This is a genomic window from Methylobacterium sp. 391_Methyba4, from assembly GCF_029691625.1.
Classification (GTDB): Bacteria; Pseudomonadota; Alphaproteobacteria; order Rhizobiales; family Beijerinckiaceae; genus Methylobacterium; species Methylobacterium fujisawaense.
On record NZ_CP121475.1, the window covers coordinates 2,695,914 to 2,719,925 of the forward strand.

The following is a 24,012-nucleotide window of genomic DNA, read 5'->3' on the forward strand; positions in this document are numbered from 1 at the left end:
AGAGCGCTAAGCAAAAACGCGACGAAATCAAGACCGGATCGGGTCGAGGCTCCGGCCGCGGCGCCTTCTATCCCCGATATCCCGGCTTTTGAGCCCGAATTCCGAACCCAGGTTAGGCCGGAACGCGCCTCATTCCGCGGGCTCGAAATTCATCGCCGCGCCGTTCATGCAGTAGCGCAGGCCGGTCGGAGCCGGGCCGTCGTCGAAGACGTGGCCGAGATGGCCCTGGCAGCGGGCGCAGTGGACCTCGGTGCGGACCATCCAGTGGCTGCGGTCCACCGTGGTCTCGACGGCGCCCGGCAGGGGCTCGAAGAAGCTCGGCCAGCCGGTCCCGGATTCGAACTTGGTGCCCTGCTCGAACAGCGGCTGCCCGCAGCCGGCGCAGGTGAAGGTGCCGGCGCGCTTCTCGGCGAGCAGGCAGCTCGTGCCGGCCCGCTCGGTGCCGTGCTCGCGCAGGACCCGGTACTGCTCCGGCGTCAGCGTCGAGCGCCATTCCGCGTCGCTGCGGGTGTCCGGGCTGGTGGTCGGCGTGTCGGCCATGGCGATCTCCCTTTTCGCAAGGCTATATAGGGATTGCGCACGGTTTTCGGCAGTCCCGGAGCGTATCGCAATGCCGCGTCCGGCACCGGCGAGGCCGCGGTCAGGCGGCCGCGCCGACGGTGTCGGCCATCCGCGCCCGGCGCAAGCCCATCGGCAGCGGCGCGCCCGTGGTGGTGTCGCGGGCGGTCTGGTGCTCCAGCTCGGCGTTGATCTCGCCGCCGAGCAGCACGATCGTCGAGGAGATCCAGATCCAGGTCATGAAGCCGATCACCGCGCCCAGCGAGCCGTAGGTCTCGTTGTAGGTGCCGAAGCTGGCGACGTACCAGGAGAACAGGAGCGAGGCGATGAGCCAGAGCAGGCCCGCGACCACGCTGCCGACCCCGACCCAGCGCCAGCGGGCATGTTCCCGGCTCGGCCCGAAGCGGTAGAGCACCGACAGGCCGCCGAGCAGGACGATCAGGATCGCCGGCCAGCGCAGGGCCGCGAGCAGCCACGCGGTCGAGCCGAGGCCCAGGAAGTTCAGCACCACCGGCACGACCACGATCACGTTGAGCGCGATGATGATGAACAGCAGAGCCCCCACCGTGAAGGTGAGGGACCGGAGGTTCAGCCAGAAGAAATTGCGCTTCTCCTCCTCCTCGTAGACCACGTTCAACGCATCGAACATCGCCTTCATGGCCGCGTTGGCGCTCCAGAGCGACAGCAGCAGGCTGGAGAAGAACGTGATGCTGAGGGATCCGCTGCCCTTGGCGGCGATGCGCTTGACCTGATCGCCGATGAGTTCGACCGCGCCGGACGGCAGGACCGCGTGAAGCTGGGCGAGGTGATCGTTGATGACGGTCACGTCGGCGAACAGGCCGTAGCAGGAGACCAGCGCGGCGATGGCGGGAAACAGCGACAGCAGCGAGTAGAAGGTCACCCCGGCGGCGACCGCCAGCACCCGGTCCTTGTTGAACTCCAGGTAGACCCGGACGGCGATGTCCTTCCAGCCGGACCGCGTCATCTCGGTGGGGCTGTCGGCGGCGCGGCCCCGCTCGGCCTGCGTCGCGGCGGTGAGCTGCGCGGCGCGCCCCGAGATCGAGCGCGCGCCCGCGGCCACACCCTTCTGCAAACCCCGATCGTCGGCCGTCGGCTCGCGGTCGCTGGGCGGTTCGCTCGCGGGGGGAGCCGCCGACACGCCGCGCCGCGCCGGCGCCGCCGCGAGGGCGACCAAAGCCGAGCCGAGCATCAGGATCCAGAGGATCGAGCCGGTCTCGGATGGTCCGGTCGAACGCGACGGTGACGGAGGCATATATCGGGGCCAGTGCGCGGAACTGCCGCGCTCGGGACTCCCAACGTCGTCGTGCCGTGGCCGTTCCGCGCATTTGGCGGGGACGCTGCGGCCCTCCGCGCGTTGTGCCCGTTATGCACGCTCAGCCCCGCCTCGGATTCTGCTGCAAGTTTGTCCTGGACGAGCCTCCCGGCACCCACGCCACCCTCAAGGCGGAGCGGGAGGCCACGCTGCACATGAACCTCACCAGCGTGACCATGGCCCATCTCACCAAGCTGGAGCCCGCCGCCCGGCGGGCCAAGCTCGCCGGCCTCGTCGCCCACAACCTCGCCGCGCTGGCCCGCCAGATCGCCTGGGTCGGGGCCCGGCCGCCCCTGGAGCGCCTCCTGCGCATGGCGAGCAACGTCCTGCCGGGCTACACCCACCCCATCGCGCAGGCGATCTACGCCGAGCCCGAGATGGCGGCGCTGGTCGAGCGCGGCCTCGCGGAGGCCGGAGCCCTCGCACGCCGGCTCGGCGTGCGCCTGAGCTTCCATCCGGGGCCGTTCTGCCTGCTGGCGAGCCGCAACCCGGCCGCCATCGCGAACGGCCTGTCGGAACTCGACTACCACGCCGAGATCTTCGACCGGATGGGCTACGGCGGCGGCTGGCACCCGCACGGCGCCCACATCAACATCCATGTCGGCGCCGGCGACCCCGGGGTCGCGGGCTTCCGCGAGACCCTGCCCCGGGCGAGCCGGGTGGCGCGCGACCTCGTCACCGTGGAGAACGACGAGAACGTCTTCGGCCTCGACGCGGTGCTGCAACTCGCCGACATCGTGCCGGTGGTGCTCGACCTGCACCACCACTGGGTCGAGAGCGGCGGCGCATACCTCGAACCGGACGATCCCCGGATCGCCCGGGTGACGGAGTCCTGGCGCGGCGTGCGGCCCGTGGCCCATATCAGCGTGTCGCGCGAGGCGGTCTCGTCCGACTGCGATCCGGACGCCCTGCCCGACTTCCCCGCCCTGCGCGGGGCCGGTCACGCGGTCCGGGATCTCGCGGCCCATTCCGACATGATGTGGAACCGGGCGGTGAACGATCTCGTCGCCCGCCATCTCGCCTGGGCGGATTTCGAGATCGAGGCCAAGGCGAAGAACCGCGCCTCCATGCAGATCGCCCGTCACATCCAGGCGCTGGAGCAGGCCGCGCCGATCGCGGCCGAATGACGGGGCGGTCTCGACGTCTCCGCCGGTCCGCTCTAGGCAATCCGACATGAAGACCGCCGATTGCGACATCCTCATCGTCCCGGGGCTTGGAGGTTCCGAGGAAGACCATTGGCAGGCCCGCTGGGCGGGCCGCCTCGCCACGGCGCGGGTGGTGGAGCAGGACCAGTGGCACGCCCCGACACCGGAGGCGTGGTGCGGGCGCATCGCCGAGGCGGTCGCAGCGGCGACCCGGCCGGTCATCCTGATCGCCCATAGCCTCGGCGTCGTGGCCTGCGTCGAGGCGGTGCCGCACTTCCCCGCGGGGGTGGTGCGCGGCGCCCTGCTGGTCTCCGTCCCGGACGTGGAGGAAAACCCCGACGTGCCCGCGGCGGCGCGCGTCTTCGCGCCGGTGCCGCGGGACCCCCTGCCCTTCCCGTCGCTTCTGGTCGCCAGCCGGACGGATCCCTATTGCCGCTACGAGCGGGCCGACGACTTCGCCCATGCCTGGGGCTCGCTGACGGTCGATGCCGGCGAATCCGGCCATATCAACGTGGCGAGCGGGCACGGGCCGTGGCCCGAAGGGCTGATGCGGCTCGCCGGGTTCCTGAAGGGTCTGTCCGTGTGACGGACCTGAATGGCAGGGCTGCACGGAACCCGCGGACGACCAGGCTCCGATCCCCGACGCGGCCACCGCATTAACGCGCTGTTTACCACCGCCCCCTTCAGTGGCGGTACGGGCGGTCCTTCGTCCCGAAGCCGCCCCTGGAGAGCACCGTGACGCGCAAAGAGCTTCTGGAACGACTCGAAGCGGTGCAGACCGCCCTCGGCCCCCGGGCCCAGAGCAACTTCAACAGCTCGCTGTTCAACGACGTGACGCTGCTCAAGCGGATCGAGGCCTTCGAGGCCAAGCTCGGCGAGCCCGAGAAGCCGAAGACCGCCGACTATACCGGCAACATGTTCTCCCGCATCGCCAACCGCCGCGCCGCCGCGGGCGCCAAGTAGCCCGCTACGATTTCGGCTCGGCCTCGGCCGAGCGCAGCAGCTCGCCGGCGACGTCGGCGAGCCGCGGCGGGGCCTCCCGCACGAAGGGCAGCGGACGGCAGACATTCAGGGCCGCGAGCCCGAACCGGGCGGTCATCAGCCCGTTGAGCACGCCCTCGCCCAGCTTGGCCGAGACCCGGGCGGCGATCCCGAGCCCCAGAACCTGCTGCATGACGCTCTCGCCCACCGCCATCCCGCCGGTGACGGTGAGATGCGCGAGCGCCGCGCGCCCCAGCCGCAGGAAGCCCAGGAAGCCCGGCCGGCCGCCGTAGATCGCCGCGATCCGGCGCAGCAGCCGCACCGCCGCGAACACCACGAAGGCCACGTCGACGATCGCCCGCGGGCTGAGCGCGGTCACCGCCGAGACCTGCTTGGCCGTCGTCGCGATGGCGTTGCGCGCCTGCCGGTCCAGCCCGGCCAGCAGCTCGTGCTCGGCGAGCCCGATCCGGTCGTCCACGTCGAGGATCGCGTCGGCGGCGGCGTCGATCCGGGCGCGGCCCGCCGACAGCGTGTCGCGGTCGGCGTAGAAGGTCGAGAGCGCCTGCACCACCGCCTGCGCGCCGGTGTGGTCGCGGGTGGCGAGGGCGTCCAGCGCCGACTGGCGCAGGCGCTCGATCTTCCGTTCGCGCCGCAGGCCGGCGAGTTCCCGGACCACGATCGCGAGCAGCGCCAGCGCGGCAAGTCCCAGAAGCGCGAGGGCCACCCAGCCGAGCCAGGGGGCGGCCTGGAACAGGTCGGCGATCATCCGCTCGACCGACAGGCCGACGCCGAGGGAGACGAGGCCGCCCACCGCCGAGAGGAACAGGGTGCCCCAGGGCGAGCGCGACCGCGGCGCCACCGGCACGGCGACGCCGTCGGCGGCATCGACGATCTCGAAGGGCTCGTCCACGATCCGGGCCTGGGGCGGCCGGGCGGCGAGCGGCGTCGTGATGACGCTCGGCTCGGCGGCCAGCTCGGGCGTGATCCGGAAGGCGCGGGGTTTCTGGCCGGAGGTCATGCTCGAAGGCTCCGCGGAGTCGCACACATCGTCACGCCAGACGGTCGCCGATCAGGAACTGCATCGCCCGGTCCAGGCGGATCTGCGGCAGGTGGCCGGGGCGGCCGAGCCCGTCGGGCCTGACCAGCGGCGGCCGGAAGCGCGGAAAGCGCAGCGAGCCCGGCTCCACCGCGCCCTCCAGCACCGCCTCGGCGCGGGCCGGCAGCTCGCCCGGGAAGATCGCGGCCTCGCTGTTGCCGTCGAAGACCTCGTCGCCCACCACCTCGCCGGCTTCCGGGGTGCCGGCCACCGCCCGCAGCGTGTCCGACCCGTCATGGACGGTGGTCTCGCGGGTGGCGCGCACGGAGGCCAGCGCCACCGTGCCCACCCGGGCGCCCGCCGCCTCCGTCCGCCGCATCGCCCGGGATACGAGAAGCCGCAGGAGGGCGTCGAGCCGGTCGTGGCTCGTCTGGTGGAGGTGGTCGGCCTTGGTGGCGGCGAACAGCACGCGGTCGGCCCGCGGCGCGAACAGCCGCGACAGCACCGTGTTGCGGCCGATGTTGAGGCTGAGCAGCACCGCGTCCAGCGCCTCCTCCAGCTCGGCCAGGGCGGTGGGGCCGGCATCGACCGCCGAGAGCACGTCCACCAGCACGATCTGCCGGTCGACCCGCTGGAAATGGTCGCGGAAGAACGGCGTCACGACCTTGGTCTTGTAGGCCTCGAAGCGCCGCTCCATCAGCCCCGCGAGGCTGTCGGGCGCGATCGCCTCGGGGAGCCGGTCGAGGGGCGCGAAGGTCAGCGCCGGGGAGCCCGCGAGGTCGCCGGGCATCAGGAAGCGGCCGGGCGGCGTCGTCGCCACCGCTTCCGGGCCGGCGCGCAGGCCCGCGAGGTAGGTCTTGAAGGCGTCGCTCGCCCGCTCGGCCGCGACCTCGTCGAGGGGGCCGTTCGGATCGAAGCCCTTCAGCGCCGCGAGCCAGGGCGCCGCCACGGCGGCGCGGCCGGGGCGGCGGGTGCCGCCGATCGTGGCCCGGGACCACGCCGTGTAGCTGGTCTCGATCAGGGCGAGGTCGAGGAGCCATTCGCCCGGGTAATCGACCACGTCGAGCATCAGGGTGGCCGGGCCGGTGCGCCAGCCGGCGGCACGCTCGTAGGCGATCTCCAGGCGGAACTGGCTGATCCGGTCGGTGGAGCGCGGCCAGCACCGCGCCTCGGTGAGCGTGGCGAAATGCTCCTCGAAGGGGAAGCGCGGCACGTCGTCGTCGGGTTGGGGCACCAGCTTGGCGCGGCGCAGGCGGCCCTCCTGCGCGGGGGCGAAGGCCGGCAGCGCGTGCGTCTCCACGAGGTGGTGGATCAGGGCCGTGGTGAAGACGGTCTTGCCCGAGCGCGCGAGCCCGGTCACGCCCAGCCGCAGGGTCGGCTGGACCAGCAGGTCGTGCGAGGCTTCGGCGAAGGCTTTGACGGCCGAGCCGGCGCGCGCGGCAAGGTCGATCAGGGGCACGGGCGGGCTCGTCGTGAGGGGAACAGGCCGGGCAGAGGTGGCGCGGCGGGGGCCGAACCGCAAGGCTTGACGCTAAGGCGTTGCACCGATGGCGGCGGGCGTGAGCGGCCTCAGCCGTGCGATCGCTCCGGCGACGAGGTCCGGGCCGGCCCGGAGCGTGCCGAGTTCCACCGCCGACATCACCTGCATCACCGGGGCCAGATTGGCGCGCGGCGTGCCGTCCGGCCCGAACAGGTCGAGGTCGTCGCCGGGCTTCAGGCCGACGCTGGCGCTGATCCGACCGGCATAGGCCTGGATCCGGACCTCGTCGCCGGTGCAGAGCGGGGCCGGCAGGCGCAGGTCGAGGACTGGCAGGCCGGCGGCGATCGCCGGCAGCAGCGCGGATTCGGCCACCATCCGCTCGGCACTCGGAACCCGGCTCGCCGTCTTCCGCTCGAGGAGCGCCGTCGGATCGGCGACGCTCCGGGCCGGCCGCGCCGGCTCGGCCGACGAGGCGATCCCGGCCGCGATGTCGGGCACCGGCTGAAGCATCGCCACGCGCGGCACGGCAGCTGGGCGGCGGGCGGGACGGCCGGCCATCCGGGCGAGGGGTGACCAGGGCTGCACCCGCAGGGCCGCTCGGCCCCGTGGCGCCCCGCCGGGGCGGTGCGCGGCGAGATAGCGGGCCCGGAGGGTCCGCCCGAGGCCCCGCGGCGCGAGGGCCGCCGAGACAGCGGGGGTCACGGCCGAGCGCCCCGGCCGCGCGGGTGCGGACGCGACGCGGCACTCCGCCGGCGCCCAGCGGCGCACGATGGCCAGCGCCGTACGCCGGCCGTAATCGCGGTAGTAGCGCCGCAGCAGGCTCGCGGCGGCATCGGCGCCGTCCTCGAGGGTGGCGAAGGCGGTGTGGCCCTCCCCGTCGGCGCCGATCTCGCCGGACCAGCGGGCGGACTTGATGCACCAGCCGTTGTTGAGCCGCACGCAGCGGGCGACGTAGGGCGGATCCTCCGCCAGCGAGGCCGTGACCGCCAGCGCCCGCGGCATCAGCTGCGCGCCGGTCTGGGCGTGCCAGTTTGAGACCGAGCGGGTGGCGGGATCGAAGCGCGGGGGCGGGCTTTCAGCCGGGGCGGAGGCCGCGGCGAGGGGCGGCAGGGCGTGCGCGAGGCCTGCCGCGCCGGCCTCGGCTCGGGGGACCAGGGTCGTCAACAGGATCAGCGCGTTCAGCAGCACGCGGATGGATCCTGTCGGCGGATCGGAGTCCCCACGCGCTCCCGCCCCCTGCACAGGGGCGCGGGAGAGCGCGTGCCTCCGACCGCGGCGCGCCCGTCCGTTTCCCCGCTCAAAGACATGGCCGTGCGCCGCCGCCGCCTCACGGGTTCAGCACCTTGAGCGCCGCCTCGTGCAGCCGCGGGTCGCCCGCCGCGATCACGCGCCCGCCGCCCGCGGCGGGACCGCCGTCCCAGGCCGTGACACGCCCCCCGGCCCCCTCGACGATCGGGATGAGGGCGACGATGTCGTAGGGCTTCAGCCCGGCCTCGACGACGAGGTCGATCTGGCCGGCGGCCAGCATGCAGTAGGCGTAGCAATCGGCGCCGTAGCGGGACATCCGCACCTGCCCCTCCAGCGACCGGAAGCGCTCGGCCTCCGCGCCCGCCGCGAACAGGCGCGGATCCGTGGTGGCCAGGATCGCCTGGGCGAGGTCCGCGCAGCGCCGTGTCCGCAGTGTCCGCTCGCCCGACGGCGCACGCAGGCGCGCGCTGCGCCCGTCCCCGGTGAAGCGCTCCGCCAGATAGGGTTGGTGCATCATTCCGCGCACCGGGACGCCGTTGCGGCTCAGCCCGATCAGCGTGCCCCAGGTCGGCAGGCCTCCGATGAAGGCCCGGGTGCCGTCGATCGGGTCGAGGACCCAGACGCATTCGGCGTCGGTGCGCTCCGAGCCGAATTCCTCGCCGAGGATGCCGTGGCCCGGAAAGGTCTGGCCGATCATCGCCCGGAGCACGACCTCGGCGGCCCGGTCGGCCTCGGTGACCGGGTCGAACGGCGCTCCGCCGCGGGCCTTGTCGTCGAGGCCGAACTGGGCGCGGAAGAAAGGCAGGATCGCCTTGCCGGACGCGTCCGCGAGGTCGTCCATGAACCGTCCGAGTTCGACGACGCTCATCCGTTCCGTTCCCTGCTGTGCCCGAAGGCCGCCCGACCGACTGCCCGATCGACTGCCCGATCCCGACGAAACCGGGGCGCCCCCCCGCCCGTCAAGCCCCCCGGGCTCATGCGTCGGCCGAGGCCGGCAGACGCGGCGCCCCGCGTTCCGGGTCCGGGGCGCCGTCCGGCGCCGCGCCGGTTCCGGCTGCACCGGTGGCGTCCGCCTGCGCCAGGACCGCCTCGACGGCCTCGCGCAGCGACCCCACCTGCCCATCGGCCTCCGCGGCGCCCCCCGGTCCGCCGGCGAGGCGGCTCGCCCCGTCATCCTGGGCGAGCCACAGGCCGAGCAGGATCGGCACCCCGGGCAACCGACCCTTCAGCCGGCGGATCAGCCGGCGCAGATGGGTCGGCTCGCCGTCGAGGGCGAGGGAGACCACGCAGACCATGCGCGCCGTCCCCGGATCGAATCGCCCGATCCGCGCGGAAGCCGTCTCGGCGAAGGGGATCGTGCGGACGCCGAGGCCGCGCTTCTCCAGGATCTGTGCGAGGATCGCAGCCGCGGCCTCGTCCAGGAAGCCGCGGCCCGCGACGCACAGGACCGCGCCCGCGCGGGTCCAGTCCTCGGAGAGCGCCTCTGGGGTCGGACCCATCGGCAGCGCGCTGCAGGCGCCCTCCTCCCCGTCGCCGGACGCGGCCGCGACGGCGTCGCTCCGGTCGGAGAGGTCGGCGATCAGCTCGGCGAGGGCCGCGCGCATCGCCGCCTTCTGCTGGGCGGTCAGCACCCCCCGGGCCGCGTCCTGGGCGGCGAGTTCGAGGGCCTTGAGCACCACGTCGTCGTAATAGGACGAGAGCGAGCATTGCTGCAGGATCAGCTCGGCATGGCCCAGCACCTCCTCGGCATCGCCCGCCAGGACCCGCTGATAGAAATTCTGGACGGGGGTCAGGGCCGGCCGGTCGCCGAACAGCACGTCCAGGAATTCCAGACGCTCCACGTAGCGGCCGAGCACGACGAGGCAGACGGTGAGCGGCGTCGAGAGCAGCAGGCCGACCGGTCCCCACAGCCAGGTCCAGAACAGCGCCGAGACCAGGACCGCGAAGGGTGAGAGCCCGGTGGATTGCCCGTAGACGATCGGCTCGAAGACCTGGCCGGTGAGCGGCTCCAGCACGACGAACAGGATCGCCACGGCGATCATCATGTTCCAGCCGGGATCGACCGCGGCGGCGAGCGCCATCGGCAGGAGGGCCGACAGGACGGCCCCCAGATACGGCACGAAGCGCATCAGGGCCGCGAAGATCGCCCAGAGCACCGGATTCGGCACGCCGATCACGTAGAGGCCGATGCCGATCACGATCCCGAAGGCGGCGTTGAGGGCGAGCTGCACCACGAAGTAGCGGCTGAGCCGCTTGGCGGCGTCGTCGATCGCCACGGTGGTCCGGTGCAGGTCGCTCGATCCCGCCAGCCGGATCATGCGGTCGCGCAGATCCTCGCGCTGCATCAGCACGAACAGCAGCACCACGAAGACGATGCCGACCGTCGCCAGCGGATGCATCACCGGCGAGAGCACGGTGGACAGCATCTCGATCGGGCCCGGCGGGCTCGCGGCGACCTCGACCAGGACGGGTTTCGGCGCGGCCTGGGGCTGCTCGGGACCCGGCGGCGTCGGCGGCGGTGTCGGCGGCGCGGGCTGCTGGCCCTCCGGGTTGTTCACCTCCTTGGCGCCGCCATGAAGCGCCCGCCCGATATTGGCGACGTATTCCGTGGCGTGTCCGACGGGCGAGTCGCGCAGCCCGTTGATCTTGCGCTCGATGGTGGCCCGGTAGCGCGGGACGTCGCCCGCGAGATCCGCCGCCTGGATGCCGATCAGGGTCGCCAGGGCGGCCACGATGCCCAGGGTCAGACCCACGCTGACGCCGACCGCCACCAGCCGGGGCAGCCGCAGCCGCCGCAGGCGGTTCACCAGCGGGGTGAGCACGAACGACAGGAGCAACGCGATCGCGATGGGGATGAAGATCTCGCGACCGAAATACAGAGCCGCGATGATGGTCGCCCCGACCACCACGGGCGACGCCATGGCGGCCCGCGGCGTCTCGGCCGCGGCGACGCGGGTCGGCCGCGGCGGAAGCAGAGGCGCCCTGGATCGGGCTGCCGGTTCGACCCCGACCGGGGTTTTGGTACCCATCCGCTGATCCGCATCCCGTACGCGACGTGCGGGCCTCCGCCGGGAGCAACGGAAGCCACGCGCACGGGGAACGGCACGGGGGCTGAAAATGATCCCGCGGGCTGCGCCGGCCGTCTACGCCCCCGACACGCCGGCCCGCGCCACGTCGCCCGCATCCTTCAGTTCGGGCAGCGACCGGCACAGCTGCATCACCCGCTTGGCCTGCGCCTCCGGGAGGATTCCGGCGGCGAGATCGGCGAACTTCGCGTCCAGCTGCGCATCGGACATCGGTTTCTCGACGCTGCCGATGGCATGCTCGATGTACCGGTGGACGGTCCGCCCGTCGTTCAGCGTCACGGTCATGTCGACCTGCGCGGGCTCGATGCCGGGGGTGATCACCGGGACCACCTTCTGGCGCAGCGCCACCACGCGCGGATCGTTCACCGCCCGGTCGCTGAACTGCTTCTCGCCGCCCGCGCCCTCCACGAAGGCCACCGCCGCCGCGTGGTAGATGCTGAACTTGCCCTCCAGGCCTGTCTTCGGCGCGGTCTTGCCGGTCAGCTCCAGCACCAGCGGATGGACCTTCAGGTCGACGCGCTTGATGTCCTCCGGCCGGACGTGGTCGGCGTCGCGGATCTGGATCGCCGCGTCGATCGTCGGGTGCATGACGATGCCGCAGGCGAAGGGCTTGTAGGTGTTCAGCTGCGCCTCGTAGCGGCTGCCGAGGCCGTCGGTGATCTCCGACCAGTCCTGCTTGGTGGAGATCGTGTTCGCCCAGCCGCGCTTCGCCTCGATCATCCCGTCCGACGAGGTGAAGCCCTTCGCCGCCAGGATCGCGGCGAACAGGCCGTTGGAGGCTGCCCGGCCCGGGTTGAAGCTCTTGTTCATCGAGCCGAACGATTCGCGCAGGCCCACGGGCTGCGAGGCGGCGAGCCCCAGCGCGTAGACCATCTGCTGCTCGGTGAGGCCCATCAGTTTCCCGGCGGCCGCCGCGGCGCCGAACGGCCCGCAGGTGCCGGTGATGTGCCAGCCCGCATCGTAATGGTTCGGGTAGACGGCATTGCCGATCCGGCACTCGGTCTCGATCCCGACCACGAGGGCGTCGAGGAAGGCCCTGCCGGTGACCGGCTTCATCTCCGCATAGGCCAGGATCGCCGAGGCGACCGGGCCGGCGGGGTGGATGATCGTCTTCAGGTGGGTGTCGTCGAAGTCGAAGATGTGGCTCGACACGCCGTTGAGGAAGGCGGCGTTCAGGATGTCGAACCGCTCGGTCCGGCCGAACAGCCCGGCCTGGGGCGGACCCGAGAAGGGCTGCAGCGCCGAGACCGCCACGTCCACGGTCTCATGGTGCGAGCCGCCGATCGCCACCCCCACCCAGTTGAGGACGCTGCGCACGCTCTCGCGGCGGACCGGATCGGGCAGCGTGTCGTAGGACGACCCCAGGATCCATTGGGCGAGGATCTTCGTGACGTGCGGCGGCGGCGTCTTGGCGGCGGGCTTTGCCGCCTCGGCGGCCTCTCCGGCCTGCAGCGCGGGCGTCGCGAGGGCGAGCCCCGCGGCCCCGATGAGCGAGCGGCGATTCATCGACATGGCGTTCTCCCAGGCAGGGCCGCTCCCGGCGGCTCCGGTTGGTCGACATGATAATGAATTCGATTGTGTCCGGTCAGCCGGGGCGTTTCATCGCGCCCGGTCTGACACCGCTCTCAGACCAGCACCGGCAGCGCCTCCTGCTCGCCCACGCCGAAGACCCGCCGGTAGCGGGCGACCTCGTCGGCCGGGCCCTGCGCCTTGGTGGGATTGTCGGAGAGTTTCACGGTGGGTCGGCCCTTCGCCTCCGTGACCTTGCAGACGATGGAGACCGGATCGAGCTTGCCGTCCGGCAGGAGGCCGCGGAAATCGTTGGTGAGCAGCGTGCCCCAGCCGTAGCCGATGCGCATGCGCCCGTGGAACCGGGCGTGGATGCGCTCGATCTCGTCGATGTCGAGCCCGTCGGAGAAGATCGCGAGCTTGTCCCGCGGATCGTGCCCGCGCGCCTGCCAGAACCGGATCACCTCCTCGCCGCCCTCGATCGGATCCTTCGAATCGATGCGGATGCCGGTCCAGTCGCTGACCCAGTCGGGAGCATTGGCCAGGAATCCGGTGGTCCCGTAGGTGTCGGGCAGGATCACCAGCAGGTTGCCGCCGTAATCCTCCTGCCAGTCGGCCAGCACCGCGTAGGGCGCGGCGGAGAGCGCCCCGTCCTCCTCGGCGAGGGCGGCGTAGACCATCGGCAACTCGTGGGCGTTGGTGCCCACCGGCTCGACCTCCTGCCGCGCGGCGATCAGGCAGTTCGAGGTGCCGAGGAACGCGCCGCCCAAGCCTTCGGCCATGGCCTGCACGCACCAGTCTTGCCAGAGGAAGCCGTGGCGGCGGCGCGTGCCGAAATCCGCCACCGACAGGTCCGGCAGCTTCTGCAGCCGCTCGATCTTCTCCCAGACCCGCGTCATGGCCCGGGCGTAGAGCACCTGAAGGTCGAGCTTGCCGAGGCCCCGCAGCACGGCGCGCGCCCGCAGCTCGTTGAGGATCGCGAGCGCCGGGACCTCCCACATCGTGGTCTCGATCCAGGGACCGTGGAAGGTCAGCTCGTACTGGCCGTCATGGACGGCGAGCTCGTAGTCGGGGAGCCGGAAGGTCTCGAACCACGCCACGAATTCCGGCCCGAGGATGCGCCCCTGGCCGCGGAAGACGTTGCCGCGCAGCCAGGTGATCTCGCTCTTGCTCAGCCGCAACGTCCGGGCGTGATCGAGCTGTTCGCGCAGCAGGCCGGCATCGACCTCATCGGCGATGCGGATGCGCCGCGTGCGGTTGGTGATGCCGAAGGTGGTCTCGATCGCGGGGTGCCGGCGCAGGATCGTCTGCGCCATCAGCAGCTTGTAGAAATCGGTGTCGAGCAGCGACCGCACGATCGGGTCGATGCGGAAACTGTGATCGTAGACCCGCTTCGCCAGATCGAGCATTCTTTTCGCACTCTGCCGCGCTTCGATGGCGCAGAGCGCATGCCGAGCCCGCGCCCGTCAAGAAGACGGGCGGCCTCCTCCCGGAAGCCGCCCGTGCGAACGCCTGTCCTGAAGACCGATCCTCAGGCGAGGTCGACCTTCTTGGTCTCGGTCTTGGGGCTCTCGCCGGTGAGGGAGGCCTTCACGTAGCCGTAGAGGTGCAGCATCGTGCTGTTGGGGCTGTCCCAGTACTCGCCCTTCTCCGGATGGACGCGGATCAGCGCCACCTCGGGATCATTCTTGCCGTTGGGGAACCACGTCTTCAGGCTCTCATTCCACTTGGCGTCGATGATCGCCTGATCGCGGACGATCTCGGCCTTGCCGGCCACCGAGACGTAGTTCTGGCTCGACGGGTCGGAATAGGCGAGGTTGATCTGGTTGTCGCGGCTGATCTCCGTCGTCTTGGGCGAGTGCAGCTTGGTGAAGAACCACAGGTCGCCGTTCTCGTCGGCATCGTTGTTCCACATCGGGCGGCTGTTGAGCGTGCCGTCGGAATCGACGGTGGTCATCATGGCGATCTTCACGTCCTTGATGAGCTCGAACAGCTTCTTCGCGCCTTCGTGGTCGCGGTGGTTGCCCTGATGCATGAAAATGGTCTCCTACGCGTCGTGTCGGTCCCGGCGGGCCTCACCGAGAGGGGGGCCGCCGAAGGCTGCCCCGACAACGGATCAATCTCCCGTTGGTTCAGCTTGCCCGTGCGGTGACGGAGGTTCGGATGAAACGCGTTCGGATGATCGTCCGTGCGGCGGTGCCGCTGGTGCGGGTCACCCTCGGCCTCAGCCTGCGGCCGGCCGCGGCCGAGGTGCGCTTCGGCCCGGGCGTGCGCATCGGCGGGCATGACTTCTCGCACCGGCGCTATGGCAGCGTCCATATCGAGCGCGTGAAGCGCCTGCGTGGCCCCCTCGGCTGCCGCCGCCTGCGTCACGGCGTCTACCGGCGCGGCGACGGGACCGTGGTGCGCGGACCCATGGAAGACTGTAACCTCATCGCTCGACCGCGATGACCGAAGACGACCGCGGAGCGGCGTGAGGCCGATCCGGCCGGGACGGGCGTCGGGACGCAGGCGATCGGGCCGGTCGTCGATTGAGGACGCGGGGTCTGGTGTTCTCGGCCCGCTCGGTTACATGCACGGGCATACTTGTTTGCCCGCTGGAGGACATCTTGGCGATTACCCGCGACGACGTGCTGAAGGCGCTCGCCAGCGTCACCGTCGATGCCGCCGGCACCACCCTGCCGGGCTCCGGCCGGCTCTCCCAGGTCGTGGTCGATCCGAACAACCGGGTGATGTTCTCGATCCTGGTCGATCCCAGCGAGGCCGAGCGGTTCGAGCCGGTGCGGCGGCAGGCGGAAGGGCGCGTCCTGCAGATGCCGGGCGTCTCGGGCGTGTTCGCGAGCCTCACCTCCGAGCGGAGCCAGAGCCATCCGGCGCAGAGCAGCGCCGCCCCGCGCCCCGTGACGCCGCCGCCGGTCGCCCCGCCGCGGCCCGGCGCGCCGCCGAACCAGGGTCCGCAGATCGCGGGCGTGCGCCACATCGTGGCGGTGGCCTCCGGCAAGGGCGGCGTCGGCAAGTCCACCACCGCCTGCAACCTCGCCCTGGCGCTCCAGGCCCAGGGGCTGAAGGTCGGCCTCCTCGACGCCGACATCTACGGCCCGTCGGTGCCCAAGCTGTTCGGCCTCTCGGGCAAGCCCACCGTCGTGGACAACAAGGCCATGGAGCCGATGGTCGGCTACGGGCTCAAGGTCATGTCGATCGGCTTCCTGATCGAGCCCGAGACGGCCATGATCTGGCGCGGCCCGATGGTCCAGTCGGCCATCACCCAGATGCTGCGGGACGTGCTCTGGGGCGAACTCGACGTGCTCTTCGTCGACATGCCGCCCGGTACCGGTGACGCGCAGCTCACCATGGCGCAGGCGACGCCGCTCTCGGGCGCCGTGATCGTCTCCACACCCCAGGACCTCGCGCTGATCGATGCCCGGCGCGGCGTCACCATGTTCAAGAAGGTCGCGGTGCCGATCCTCGGCGTGATCGAGAACATGGCGACCTTCGTCTGCCCGAATTGCGGCCACGCCTCGCACATCTTCGGACATGGTGGCGCGCGCATCGAGGCGCAGCGTCTCGGCGTGCCGTTCCTCGGCGAGGTGCCCCTCGACATGACCATCCGGGAGACCTCGGATTCCGGCCGGCCCGTGGTGGCCACCGACCCGGACGGGCCGCACGCGAAGGTCTATCGGGAGATCGCCGCCCAGCTCTGGGCGAACCTGTCCGGTGCGCCGGCCGGGCGGACGGCGCCGAAGATCGTCTTCGAGTGAGACCGTGCCCGCCCCTCCGGTCCTGGGCCTGATCCTGGCCGGCGGGCAGGCGCGGCGGATGGGCGGGGGCGACAAGCCGCTGCTGCGCCTCGACGGGCGGACCCTGCTGGAGCGGGTGGTCGAACGGCTCGGGCCGCAATGCGGGGCGGGGCTCGCCCTCAGCGCCAACGGCGACCCGGCCCGGTTTTCCGGGTTTCCCGGGCCGGTCCTGCCGGATCCGCTGCCGGATCAGCCGGGCCCGCTCGCCGGCATCCTCGCCGGGCTGGAACACGCCGCAGGACATGGGATGGCGCGGGTGGTGAGCGTGTCGGGCGACGCGCCCTTCCTGCCGGAGGATCTGGTGGCGCGGCTATGCGCGGCCGGCCCTGAATCGGGCATTGCCCTGGCGGCCTCGGGCGCGCGGCGGCACTTCACGATCGCCCTCTGGCCAACGATTCTGCGCGACGACCTGCGGGACTATCTGGGGCGCGGCGAGCGCCGCGTCGGCGCCTTCATCGACCGCCATGGCGCAGCGGTGGCGTCCTGGCCGGTCGAGCCGGTGGACCCGTTCCTTAACGTCAACACGCCAGAGGATCTGGCCGCGGCGGAAGCGCTCGGACTCAGGTCAGGATCTGAAGGCCATGTTTCTGGACGATCGTCAGGAGCTTGAGCGCCATGCCGCTGGGCTTCTTGGCGCCCGTCTCCCACTTCTCGACCGTGCTCTCGCTCGTGTTGAGATAGCGGGCGAAGACCGGCTGACTCACGTTGAGGCTTTCGCGAAGCCGCTTGATCTGAGCTGGCTCGATCGCGGGCGGCGCGGTGAGGCATGCTTCGTCGAATCAGCGCATCGTCGCCATGTCGGTCACACCAGCCTCATGGAGGGCTGCGGCGGTCGCGTGAATCGACTCGAGGGCGTCACTTTTAAATGTCCGCTTCCCCACCATCGCAGATCTCCGTGATGTGCCCGGTCGAGACGAGGCGGGCGATATCCGCCTCCGAAGTCTTCTCAAGTGCCTTGGCTAGCTGACGGAAGGCTCTCAGCTCATCGTCATCGATGTTGGCGCGATCTTTCTTGGCGAAGAGGTACTGAGACAGCCAATAGGAGCCGACCTTGGTCAGGATGATGCTCCGGTGTCGGTTCCGGTTCAGGCGCTTCTTGAAGACACCGCCGCCCCGGTTGTCGGCTTGGCCCTTCACGACGTCTTTGATTGCCGCGCACAATTCCCGGTCGGCAATGCCGGCCTTTCGTGTCGCCTTGGCAAACCAGGCCGGCTTGAAGGTGCGCATTCCGGTATCGGACTCGGACACCGCGCGAGGCTGGCATCCGGGTCTTGCGCGGGGCTCACCCGCGCGCCTTGCGGGGCGCGCGGGTGAGGGACGATCAGGCGGCGCCGACGGTCGCCTTCACGATCTTGTCCGGCGAGCGCGGCGGCTCGCCCTTGTTGATCGTGTCGACCACGTCCATGCCTTCCACGACCTTGCCCCACACCGTGTACTGCTTGTCGAGGAAGCGGGCGTCGTCGAAGCAGATGAAGAACTGCGAGTTCGCCGAGTGCGGGAAGTTGGTCCGCGCCATGGAGCAGGTGCCGCGCACGTGCGGCTCGGCGTTGAACTCGGCCTTCAGGTCCGGCAGGTCCGAACCGCCCGAGCCGGTGCCCGTCGGGTCGCCCGTCTGGGCCATGAACCCGTCGATCACCCGGTGGAACGGCACGCCGTCGTAGAAGCCCTGGGCGGCGAGCGTCTTGATCCGCTCGACATGGCCCGGGGCGAGGTCGGGACGCAGCGCGATGACGACGCGGCCCTTGGTGGTCTCCAGTACGATGGTCTCGTTGTCGGCCATAGTCTTTCCTTCCGGTTGGGGGAACTGTATCGGCGCGCGCCGGATCCGGCCAGCGCCCGTAACGGGTGCGACGGCCCTCAGGCCGGCGGGCGGTAGACGAAGCGGAGCGCCACCGGCCGGCCCGCGATGGCCCGGCCCAGGCCCGCCGTGATGTGGACCGGGGTGCAGCGCGCCAGGGCGTCGAGGGTGCCGCGCACCAGAGCGGTCCGCTGATCGCCCGCGGTGCCCGCCGCGTATGTGACGCGCGGCGGGCCGATCAGGCTCCCGTCGCGCCGCAGCGCGAGCCGCACGGTGATCTCGATATCGCCGGCCCCGTCGCCCGGGCGGGCGAGGCCGCCCGGCGCCTGCCAGCAGGCGGCGAGCGCCGGATAGAGCTCGGCCAGGGTGTCGGCGGGCCGCGTCGCCATCCGCGACACCGGCACCGCGATCGTCGCGCGCAGGGTCTGGGGTAGGCTCAGCGGATAGCCGCCCCCCGGCTCGTCGGCGTAGCCGTAGAAGGGGGCGCCGTCATAGGCCGCGGCGGCCGCCGGGATCAAGCTCACCAAGAGGAGCGAGGCGGCGCGCCGACCCGGCATGCGGCCGCTACTTGGCCTTCTCGGCGAGGGTCATGCTGACGATCTTGTCGGGGTCCTGCACGGCGCCCCCGGGCGCGCCGGGGGCGGCCTTCTTGATCTTGTCGAGCACGTCGAGCCCGTCCGTGACGTTGCCGACGATCGTGTACTGGCCGTTCAGGAACGCCGCGTCGCCGAGGCAGATGAAGAACTGCGAGTTCGCCGAGTTCGGATCCTGCGAGCGGGCCATGCCCACGGTGCCGCGGCGGAACTGGGCCGATTGCGTGAATTCCGCCGGGATGTTCGGCAGGCTGGAGCCGCCGGTGCCGTTGCCCTTCGGATCGCCGGTCTGGGCCATGAAGCCGTCGATCACCCGGTGGAACTTGAGGCCGTTGTAGAAGCCCTGCGAGACCAGCGTCTTGATCTGCTTGACGTGCTTGGGCGCCAGGTCCGGCCGCAGCTCGATGGTGATCCGCCCGTCCTTGGTCTGGAGGTAGACGGTGTTGGCGTCGGCAGCCCAGGCCGCCGGGGCCGTGCCGAGCGTGAGGGCGAGCGCGAGGAGGGCGTGGCGTCGGTTCATCGAAGTCCTTCCAGTCTCAGGAATGGGCGGCGAAGCGCTGCCGGAGGCGCGCGGCCACGGCGGCGGGCACGAAGGGCGAGACGTCGCCCCCCATGCCGGCGATCTGGCGCACCAGCGTCGCGGTGATCGGGCGCACCTGGATCGAGGCCGGCAGGAACACGGTCTGCACCTCCGGCGCCATGGCGCCGTTCATGCCGGCGAGCTGCATCTCGTAGTCGAGGTCGGTGCCGTCGCGCAGGCCGCGGATGAACAGCGCGGCACCGCAGCGCCGGGCGGCCGAGACGGCGAGATCGTTGAAGGTCACGATCTCCAGCGTCGCGCCCTCCTCCTGCGCCACCGGCCCGCAGGTCTCGGTCAGGAGCGCCGCCCGCTCCTCGGCGGAGAACAGCGGCGCCTTGCCGGGATGCACGCCGATGGCGATCACGAGGCGGTCCACCAGCCGGCAGGCTTGGCGGACCACGTCGAGATGGCCGTTCGTGACCGGGTCGAACGAGCCGGCATAGAGGGCGGTGCGGGTCATCGCGACCCGACCTAGAGCATTTTTGCGCGGGACGGAACCTCGGGGCGGGACGGCCGGAGCCTCATGCCTCCTCGGGACCGCCCTCGATGCTGCCCTCGATGCCGGGCTCCTGCCCGGCTTCGCCGTTGGTTTCGTCCTCGCCCTCGATATGCTCCACCGAGACGACCTTCTCGTCCTTGGCGGTGTTGAACACCGTCACGCCCTGCGAGGCGCGGCCGACGATGCGGATGTCGTCCACCGGCACGCGGATCAGCTGGCCGCCATCGGTGACCAGCATGATCTGGTCCGAGGCCTCCACCGGGAAGGACGCCACGAGGCTGCCGTTGCGGGCATTGACCCGCATCGCCGTGATGCCCTTTCCGCCGCGTCCCGAGGTCCGGTATTCGAACGACGAGGAGCGCTTGCCGTAGCCCCGCTCCGACAGGGTGAGCACGTATTGCTCGGCCGCCCCCATCTCGTTGTAGCGGTCCAGCGAGATCGCCGCGGCCTCGGCGCCGTCCTCGGCCTCCGCCTCGCCGTTCTCCTCCGCCTCGCCGGTCACGGCGCGACGCATCTTCAGGTAGCCGGCCCGCTCCTCCGCGGTGGCGTCGAAGGCGTTCAGGATCGTCATCGAGATGACCCGGTCGTCCTTGGCGAGCTGGATGCCGCGCACGCCGGTCGAATCGCGGCCCTTGAAGACGCGCACGTCCTCGACGGGGAAGCGGATGCACTGGCCGAGCGCCGTGGTCAGCAGCACGTTCTGGTCCGGACGGCAGATCTCGACATGGACGATGTGGTCGCCCGGATCGAGCTTCATGGCGATCTTGCCGTTGCGGTTCACCGTGGTGAAGTCCGACAGCTTGTTGCGCCGGACGTTTCCGCTCGCGGTCGCGAACATCACGTCCAGCGTCTCCCAGGACGCCTCGTCCTCGGGCAGCGGCATGATCGTGGTGATGCGCTCGGAGGTGTCCTGCAGCTGCAGGATGTTCACCAGCGCCTTGCCGCGGGCGTTCGGGGCGGCCATCGGCAGGCGCCAGACCTTCTCCTTGTAGGCCTGGCCCTGGCTGGAGAAGAACAGCACCGGCGTGTGGGTGTTGGCCACGAACAGGCGGGTGACGAAATCCTCGTCGCGGGTCGCCATGCCGGAGCGGCCCTTGCCGCCGCGGCGCTGGGCCCGGTAGGTCGAGAGCGGCACGCGCTTGACGTAGCCGGCATGCGACACGGTCACCACCATGTCCTCGCGGGCGATCAGGTCCTCGTCCTCGACGCTGCCGTCGAAGTCGACGATCTCGGTCCGGCGCGGGGTAGCGAATTGCTCGCGGACCTCGATCAGCTCCTGCTTCACGATGGTCTGGATGCGCACCCGCGAGCGCAGGATGTCGAGATAGTCGGCGATCTCGTCGGCGAGCGTCTTCAACTCGTCGCCCACCTCGTCGCGGCCCAGAGCCGTAAGGCGCTGAAGGCGCAGGTCGAGGATGGCGCGGGCCTGGGTCTCGGACAGGCGGTAGGTGCCGTCCTCGGCGACCCGGTGGCGCGGATCGTCCACCAGGGCGATCAGCGGCGCGATGTCGTGGGCCGGCCAGTCGCGGCCCATCAGGGCCTCGCGGGCCGTGTTCGGGTCCGGCGAGGTCCGGATCAGGCGGATCACCTCGTCGATGTTGGCCACCGCGATGGCGAGGCCGCACAAGACGTGCGCCCGCTCGCGGGCCTTGCCGAGGAGGAACTTGGTCCGGCGGGAGACGACCTCCTCGCGGAAATCCACGAAGGCCTCGAGCAGGTCCTTCAGGTTCATCAGCTCGGGGCGGCCGCCATTCAGCGCCACCATGTTGCAGCCGAAGGAGGATTGCAGCGGCGTGAACCGATAGAGCTGGTTCAGCACCACGTCGGCCATGGCGTCGCGCTTGATCTCGACGACGATGCGCATGCCCGTCCGGTCGGATTCGTCGCGCAGGTCCGAGATGCCCTCGACGCGCTTTTCCTTCACCAGCTCGGCAATCTTCTCGACGAGCGTCGCCTTGTTCACCTGATACGGGATCTCGGTGAAGATCAGCGCCTCGCGCTCCTTGCGCAGCTCCTCGACATGCGACTTGGCGCGCATGATCACCGAGCCGCGCCCCGTCGCGTAGGCCTGGCGCGTGCCGGCGCGGCCGAGGATCATGCCGCCGGTGGGGAAGTCCGGGCCGGGCACGATCTCGGTGAGCTGCTCGATGGTCAGGCCCGGATCGTCGATCAGGGCCACGCAGGCGTCGATCAGCTCGCCGAGATTGTGCGGCGGGATGTTGGTGGCCATGCCGACCGCGATGCCGCCGGCGCCGTTGACGAGGAGATTCGGGAAGCGGGCCGGGAGGACGGTCGGCTCCTCGCGCGACTCGTCGTAGTTCGGTCCGAAATCGACGGTGTTCTTGTCGATGTCGGTAAGCAGTGCGGTGGCGGGCTTGGCCAGCCGCGATTCGGTGTAGCGCATGGCGGCCGGCGGATCGCCGTCCACCGAGCCGAAATTGCCCTGCCCGTCGATGAGCATGAGGCGCATGGAGAAGTCCTGCGCCATCCGCACGAGGGCGTCGTAGATCGATTGGTCGCCGTGCGGGTGGTAGAGACCGATCACGTCGCCGACGATGCGCGCCGACTTGACGTATTTCCGCTCGGGCAGGTGCCCGGATTCGAAGGCGGAGTAGAGGATGCGCCGGTGGACCGGCTTGAGACCGTCCCGGGCGTCGGGAAGCGCCCGGCTCACGATCACGCTCATCGCGTAATCGAGGTAGGAGCGGCGCATCTCGTCGGTGATGGAGACGGGGCGGATGTCGCTGGCGGGCGGGGCGGCGCCAGTCGGATCGTTCTCGGCCAAGTCGATTTCCGTTCTGAGGCCCGGACGGGCGGTGCTCGCGGCGGCCAGGCGGCGCGCGATGCGCCGCAACGGCCTTACGGAAGAGCAGTGATATCAGACGGTTAAATAAGGTTTTCCGAGGCCGCCCGCAAGGTCGCCCGCGAGGCCGCGTCCCGGCCGGATCGGGCAGGGACGCGGAGGGCTTCGCTCAGTAGAACGTCACGTGCCGGGGACCGAAACGGCGGCCGTGCCAGACGTGGTGGCGGTGCCAGTGACGGCGGAAATGGTGGTGCCGGTGCCAATGGTGACGGCGGTGCCAATGGTGGCGGCGATGATGCCAGTGGCGGCGCCAATGATGGTGCCGGTGCCAGTGGCGCCGGTAGTGCCAGCGGGCCTGCTGCACGGCGGGGGCGGGCGCTGCGGCCTCGGCGCTCGCCGGGACCGGCAGGGGCGCCGCGCGCGCAGGCGCACTCGCCAGCCCGCCGAGCAGGGCGGCGAGGAGGACCAGGATTGGCCAGGGTCGCATCGTTTCTCTCCCGTGTGAGCACCCGTCCGAGTCCAGCGGATCCGGGCCGGCACGAGGCTCGCGCCGTCGCCGGAAACGGCCAAGGTCGGCAAACGGTTCGATCCGTTCTGACTGCGCAGATGCGCCGCCCTTGCGTGCGGCGGCAAAGCGCCCAGTTTCCGGACAGGCGCATCCGGGCCGTCCCCCGCCCGGTCCTTCGACGAGCCGCGTAAGACTCCCATGGCGTTCGCGTTCCCCGACTCCGTCCGCGCCCTCCTGCCGCGCCGCTTCAGGGATCGCCGTCCGCGGGTCGCCGTGGTCCGGCTCTCCGGCACCATCGGGGCGGTGTCTCCGATCCGTCCGGGCCTCTCGATCGGCGGCGTGGCGGGCAGCCTCGAGCGGGCCTTCGGGATGCCGGGGGTCAAGGCGGTGGCGCTGCTGATCAACTCGCCGGGCGGTTCACCGGCGCAGTCGCACCTGATCCACCGCCGCATCCGGGCCCTCGCCGAGGAGAAGCGTCTGCCGGTCATCGCCTTCGTGGAGGATGTCGCGGCCTCCGGCGGCTACATGATCGCCTGCGCGGCCGACGAGATCGTCGCCGATCCGACCTCGATCGTCGGCTCCATCGGCGTCGTCTCGTCGGGGTTCGGCTTCCATGGCCTGCTGGAGAAGCTCGGTGTCGAGCGTCGCGTTCATACGCAGGGCGAGGCGAAGTCGATGCTCGACCCGTTCCGCCCGGAGGATCCCGCCGACGTGGAGCGCCTGAAGCGCATCCAGGCCGACGTGCAGGACCTGTTCACCGGCCTCGTCACCGCCCGGCGCCCGACCCTGGCCCGCACCGAGAACCTGTTCACCGGCGCGGTCTGGACCGGGCGGCAGGCGCTGCCCCTCGGTCTCGTCGATGCGCTCGGCGACCTGCGCACCGCGATGCGCGCCCGCTTCGGCGAGACGGTCGACCTGCGCCTCGTGGCCGAGGCCCGGGGCGGCCTCGTCTCCCGCCTGCTGCGCCGGGGCGGCGCGCCGGGCGGGATCGAACTCGCCGAGGGGGCGATGGCCGCCGTCGCGGAGCGCGCAGCCTTCGCCCGTTACGGGCTCTGAGA

The 24,012-nt window shown here is 71.1% G+C and carries 24 protein-coding genes and 1 pseudogene; 7 read left to right on the forward strand and 18 right to left on the reverse strand.

Annotated elements, in window-relative coordinates; translation table 11 throughout:
- Window positions 1–129: 129 nt before the first annotated feature.
- A complete protein-coding gene (gene msrB, locus P9K36_RS12470; protein ID WP_043354431.1) occupies window positions 130–540 on the reverse strand; it encodes a peptide-methionine (R)-S-oxide reductase MsrB in 411 nt (136 codons plus the stop codon).
- Between the two features lie 100 nt (window positions 541–640).
- Window positions 641–1,831: a YihY/virulence factor BrkB family protein gene (locus P9K36_RS12475; protein WP_043354433.1), complete on the reverse strand. Its 1,191-nt coding sequence runs from the start codon at window positions 1,829–1,831 to the stop codon at window positions 641–643.
- Window positions 1,832–1,944: 113 nt separating this feature from the next.
- On the opposite strand from P9K36_RS12475, the gene P9K36_RS12480 reads away from it, so the two are divergent.
- The 3 genes from P9K36_RS12480 (at window position 1,945) to P9K36_RS12490 (ending at window position 3,999) form a co-directional block, all read left to right on the forward strand.
- A complete protein-coding gene (locus P9K36_RS12480) occupies window positions 1,945–3,018 on the forward strand; it encodes a UV damage endonuclease UvsE (RefSeq protein ID WP_043354434.1) in 1,074 nt (357 codons plus the stop codon).
- Window positions 3,019–3,064: 46 nt separating this feature from the next.
- Window positions 3,065–3,622, forward strand: coding sequence for an alpha/beta hydrolase (locus P9K36_RS12485; protein WP_043354436.1), 558 nt, complete (start codon window positions 3,065–3,067; stop codon window positions 3,620–3,622).
- Between the two features lie 149 nt (window positions 3,623–3,771).
- On the forward strand, window positions 3,772–3,999 hold the full coding sequence (locus P9K36_RS12490; RefSeq protein ID WP_012319110.1) for a hypothetical protein: 228 nt from the start codon (window positions 3,772–3,774) through the stop codon (window positions 3,997–3,999).
- A 4-nt stretch (window positions 4,000–4,003) separates the two neighbouring features.
- On the opposite strand, the gene P9K36_RS12495 is transcribed toward P9K36_RS12490, so the two are convergent.
- The 8 genes from P9K36_RS12495 to P9K36_RS12530 all read right to left on the reverse strand — a co-directional run bounded on the left by P9K36_RS12495 (window position 4,004) and on the right by P9K36_RS12530 (window position 14,411).
- On the reverse strand, window positions 4,004–5,035 hold the full coding sequence (locus P9K36_RS12495; protein WP_043757359.1) for a TIGR01620 family protein: 1,032 nt from the start codon (window positions 5,033–5,035) through the stop codon (window positions 4,004–4,006).
- A 31-nt stretch (window positions 5,036–5,066) separates the two neighbouring features.
- On the reverse strand, window positions 5,067–6,512 hold the full coding sequence (locus P9K36_RS12500; protein WP_043354447.1) for a YcjX family protein: 1,446 nt from the start codon (window positions 6,510–6,512) through the stop codon (window positions 5,067–5,069).
- Between the two features lie 72 nt (window positions 6,513–6,584).
- Window positions 6,585–7,721: a hypothetical protein gene (locus P9K36_RS12505; protein ID WP_111473924.1), complete on the reverse strand. Its 1,137-nt coding sequence runs from the start codon at window positions 7,719–7,721 to the stop codon at window positions 6,585–6,587.
- Window positions 7,722–7,860: 139 nt separating this feature from the next.
- Window positions 7,861–8,649, reverse strand: coding sequence for a histidinol-phosphatase (hisN, locus tag P9K36_RS12510; RefSeq protein ID WP_043384389.1), 789 nt, complete (start codon window positions 8,647–8,649; stop codon window positions 7,861–7,863).
- A 106-nt stretch (window positions 8,650–8,755) separates the two neighbouring features.
- Complete coding sequence (locus P9K36_RS12515) at window positions 8,756–10,810, reverse strand: AI-2E family transporter (protein WP_278307128.1); 2,055 nt, start codon at window positions 10,808–10,810, stop codon at window positions 8,756–8,758.
- 114 nt (window positions 10,811–10,924) lie between these two features.
- Window positions 10,925–12,379: an MmgE/PrpD family protein gene (locus P9K36_RS12520; RefSeq protein ID WP_278307129.1), complete on the reverse strand. Its 1,455-nt coding sequence runs from the start codon at window positions 12,377–12,379 to the stop codon at window positions 10,925–10,927.
- Between the two features lie 113 nt (window positions 12,380–12,492).
- Window positions 12,493–13,785, reverse strand: coding sequence for a nicotinate phosphoribosyltransferase (locus tag P9K36_RS12525; protein ID WP_278307130.1), 1,293 nt, complete (start codon window positions 13,783–13,785; stop codon window positions 12,493–12,495).
- A 122-nt stretch (window positions 13,786–13,907) separates the two neighbouring features.
- The gene (locus tag P9K36_RS12530) at window positions 13,908–14,411 is read right to left on the reverse strand and encodes a pyridoxamine 5'-phosphate oxidase family protein (RefSeq protein ID WP_043352302.1); all 504 of its coding nucleotides are present in this window, start codon (window positions 14,409–14,411) and stop codon (window positions 13,908–13,910) included.
- Window positions 14,412–14,554: 143 nt separating this feature from the next.
- Between P9K36_RS12530 and P9K36_RS12535 the strand changes: the two genes are divergently transcribed.
- The 3 genes from P9K36_RS12535 to mobA all read left to right on the forward strand — a co-directional run bounded on the left by P9K36_RS12535 (window position 14,555) and on the right by mobA (window position 16,783).
- Entirely contained in the window at window positions 14,555–14,827 is a 273-nt protein-coding gene (locus P9K36_RS12535; RefSeq protein ID WP_043757373.1) for a hypothetical protein, read from the forward strand.
- A gap of 158 nt (window positions 14,828–14,985) precedes the next feature.
- Entirely contained in the window at window positions 14,986–16,134 is a 1,149-nt protein-coding gene (gene apbC / locus P9K36_RS12540; protein ID WP_043757376.1) for an iron-sulfur cluster carrier protein ApbC, read from the forward strand.
- A gap of 58 nt (window positions 16,135–16,192) precedes the next feature.
- Window positions 16,193–16,783 (forward strand): molybdenum cofactor guanylyltransferase MobA, encoded by a 591-nt coding sequence (gene mobA, locus P9K36_RS12545; RefSeq protein ID WP_236952986.1) that lies wholly within the window; start codon window positions 16,193–16,195, stop codon window positions 16,781–16,783.
- On the opposite strand, the pseudogene P9K36_RS12550 reads toward mobA, so the two are convergent.
- From P9K36_RS12550 to P9K36_RS12585, 8 genes and pseudogenes are all read right to left on the reverse strand, one after another.
- Window positions 16,734–17,057: pseudogene (locus P9K36_RS12550) on the reverse strand (DNA-binding transcriptional regulator). The gene mobA and the pseudogene P9K36_RS12550 overlap by 50 nt on opposite strands.
- Complete coding sequence (locus tag P9K36_RS12555; RefSeq protein WP_193376724.1) at window positions 17,035–17,400, reverse strand: type II toxin-antitoxin system RelE/ParE family toxin; 366 nt, start codon at window positions 17,398–17,400, stop codon at window positions 17,035–17,037. Before P9K36_RS12555 ends, P9K36_RS12550 begins: the two are co-directional and overlap by 23 nt.
- A 94-nt stretch (window positions 17,401–17,494) precedes the next feature.
- Window positions 17,495–17,953, reverse strand: a complete 459-nt coding sequence (locus P9K36_RS12560) for a peptidylprolyl isomerase (RefSeq protein WP_043352288.1) — start codon at window positions 17,951–17,953, stop codon at window positions 17,495–17,497.
- A 77-nt stretch (window positions 17,954–18,030) separates the two neighbouring features.
- Complete coding sequence (locus P9K36_RS12565) at window positions 18,031–18,528, reverse strand: hypothetical protein (protein WP_043757380.1); 498 nt, start codon at window positions 18,526–18,528, stop codon at window positions 18,031–18,033.
- Between the two features lie 7 nt (window positions 18,529–18,535).
- Entirely contained in the window at window positions 18,536–19,084 is a 549-nt protein-coding gene (locus P9K36_RS12570; protein WP_043757382.1) for a peptidylprolyl isomerase, read from the reverse strand.
- A 16-nt stretch (window positions 19,085–19,100) separates the two neighbouring features.
- Complete coding sequence (gene coaD / locus P9K36_RS12575) at window positions 19,101–19,604, reverse strand: pantetheine-phosphate adenylyltransferase (RefSeq protein ID WP_043352282.1); 504 nt, start codon at window positions 19,602–19,604, stop codon at window positions 19,101–19,103.
- Between the two features lie 61 nt (window positions 19,605–19,665).
- Window positions 19,666–22,428: a DNA gyrase subunit A gene (gyrA, locus tag P9K36_RS12580; RefSeq protein WP_043384503.1), complete on the reverse strand. Its 2,763-nt coding sequence runs from the start codon at window positions 22,426–22,428 to the stop codon at window positions 19,666–19,668.
- Between the two features lie 187 nt (window positions 22,429–22,615).
- Window positions 22,616–22,933: a hypothetical protein gene (locus tag P9K36_RS12585; protein ID WP_078947154.1), complete on the reverse strand. Its 318-nt coding sequence runs from the start codon at window positions 22,931–22,933 to the stop codon at window positions 22,616–22,618.
- Between the two features lie 219 nt (window positions 22,934–23,152).
- On the opposite strand from P9K36_RS12585, the gene P9K36_RS12590 reads away from it, so the two are divergent.
- Window positions 23,153–24,010: a S49 family peptidase gene (locus P9K36_RS12590; protein WP_043757384.1), complete on the forward strand. Its 858-nt coding sequence runs from the start codon at window positions 23,153–23,155 to the stop codon at window positions 24,008–24,010.
- Window positions 24,011–24,012 lie beyond the last annotated feature (2 nt).